The organism is Sulfuricurvum sp., from assembly GCF_049305995.1.
Classification (GTDB): Bacteria; Campylobacterota; Campylobacteria; order Campylobacterales; family Sulfurimonadaceae; genus Sulfuricurvum.
Genome location: NZ_JBAQPS010000318.1, coordinates 1 through 2,092 on the forward strand (window position 1 = coordinate 1; position 2,092 = coordinate 2,092).

At 38.0% G+C, this 2,092-nt stretch carries 4 protein-coding genes; all 4 read left to right on the plus strand.

The features are described 5' to 3' along the window. The coding region (locus WA010_RS10970) for a hypothetical protein (protein ID WP_422557156.1) at window positions 1-683 on the plus strand (683 nt) is incomplete at its 5' end. A gap of 142 nt (window positions 684-825) precedes the next feature. After that, window positions 826-1,113 (plus strand): hypothetical protein, encoded by a 288-nt coding sequence (locus WA010_RS10975; RefSeq protein ID WP_422557157.1) that lies wholly within the window; start codon window positions 826-828, stop codon window positions 1,111-1,113. 1 nt (window position 1,114) lies between these two features. Beyond that, on the plus strand, window positions 1,115-1,885 hold the full coding sequence (locus WA010_RS10980; protein ID WP_422557158.1) for a hypothetical protein: 771 nt from the start codon (window positions 1,115-1,117) through the stop codon (window positions 1,883-1,885). Further along, the coding region (locus tag WA010_RS10985) for a hypothetical protein (RefSeq protein WP_422557159.1) at window positions 1,882-2,092 on the plus strand (211 nt) is incomplete at its 3' end. The genes WA010_RS10980 and WA010_RS10985, both read left to right, overlap by 4 nt.

The following is a 2,092-nucleotide window of genomic DNA, read 5'->3' on the forward strand; positions in this document are numbered from 1 at the left end:
GTGTTGGAGAGCCAATTGTTTTTAAAAAAAATCAGGGATCCGCTATTAAAAATGGACAAAAAGGTTTTATCGTTGATATCGATCCAAACCAAAAGTCGATTTCGATCAACAAGGCGGAGATAGGCAAAACCCCGGATATCGTCAAGGTTGACCTCGCATCCTATAATTATTTCGAGTTAGGTCATGCCTTGACTGATTACAACAGTCAGGGGAAGACCACGGATAGCATTTTGATCTATGCAAATTCGAAGCTCGCTAATTTCAATGCTTTTTACACGGAAATTACGCGAACCAGAGAAAAAATAAAATTGTGGACTGACGATGTTAAAAAATTTATCGGAAACGTCAAATTAGACGTCGAAAAATCAACAACCATGGGGAAAATCCCAAAAGAAAAAAAATCAACACTCAAAAAAGGAAATGAAAATGAAAACAGAGAATCTTACGCACCAGGAGTTCATGGATCTACGATCGATAGCAACCTTAGTGGTCAAAATAGACAAGAACACGACACAGTTAATGGAGAGAATGAGTTCGCTCGAAAAGATGATGGGAGAGCTTATGTCGCCGGGCGACTCAGAATTATCTTTCGATCAATTAGCAGCAGAGCTAAAGAATTTATCCGAAATCATGAGAAAAACCCGGTCTTAGAAAAAAATTCTTCAAAACAATCTACATACTAATTTTTTGGGGAATTCCCCAAAAATCTCCACTTTTTACAATACTGTAACTTTTAAAAAACAATAAAATAATAAAAAGTATTGACATTTAGTTAATATTTGCATACACTACAATTTGTAGAAACAAAAAACAAAAGGAGTATTTTTGAAAACTTCAACAAACGAAGATTTTATGGAATACATAAAGAAAAATGGAAAGCAAAACAACTCATTGCACAAACATATTGATTTGTTCGTCCAAGCTGCTGTCTCCGGTGTTAAAACTTCGGTTATCGTAGATTTTCTTTTGGAAAAATTTCCGGAAGTTGCAAATGGGAAAACAAAAAAAAGTTTTAGCGGGCGAGTCTACGCTTTCGCGCGAAGTAAAAAAGTTTTAGCAGCAATCAAAAAAGCTACAGCTGAAAATAATTCACAAAACGAAGGAGAACAATAACATGGCAAAGAAGCAAGAAGGCAAGCAACGCAAAGTATTTTTTTGTGTACAAGGAAAAGGCGGAGTGGGCAAAACAACAATCGCAGTTCGCTTATCGGAAGCATTGATCCGTAAATACGGTAAAGAAGAAGTTGCGCTATTGGATACCGACCCGGTTAACGATACATTTCACCAACACTTAGGATTAGACGTCGCGTTCCTGGATCTGATTGGAGACAATGAGTTTAAAATCGATTCTCTCAAATTCGATGAGCTGATAGAGCTTATTGTCAATAACTCCGCAGAAGCAACATTCGTGGACACTGGTGCATCGAACTTTCTTGCACTATTGCATTACGCTTATGAGATAGACATGTTTGAATTGCTTGAAGATGCGGGTCTTGAAGTATATTTTATTATTCCTGTAGCCGGTGGAGCAAACTTTACCGATTGCATCGAAGGACTTGGGGCAGTTTGTGGGATCGCCCAAAATTCTAAATCATCCAAAATCGTTGCCGTGGTCAATGAGTTCTTCGGAAAGGCAGCTGATGAGCACGGAAGAAACCTTAAAAATTTAATGTTGCTCGATGACGCATTATCAACCTTGCCAATCAATATTGTGGAGATACCAATTCGTTCGATGGATACCTACGGTAAGCAGTTGGAAGAGTTAGGGAAGAAACATTTAACCATCGGAGAGGCTTTACTCATGGATGGTTCTTTGCCGGTCAAAAAACGATTGCAAATTGTTTCGGGTGACTATGATGAAATGCTCGGATTAATTTTACAATGAGCCCGGAGAGAAAAGCAGAAACTGAAAGACTAAGAAATTTAGTCTTTCAAGAATTCGGCATAAAGATCGATTCAGATGATCCCATCTTTGATTTTTTACGGGCGGAATTAAAAGTGGTTGAACGGCTCGAAAACATTTCAACCCAATCAAAAGAGATTCACAATAACTTGATCGCAAATCAGGAGTTATTAGTCCACACTGCACTAA

Excerpts from the sequence above, each read along its gene's own strand:
- WA010_RS10980 (WP_422557158.1), top strand. The coding sequence starts at position 1,115 with ATGGCAAAGAAGCAAGAAGGCAAGCAACGCAAAGTATTTTTTTGTGTA.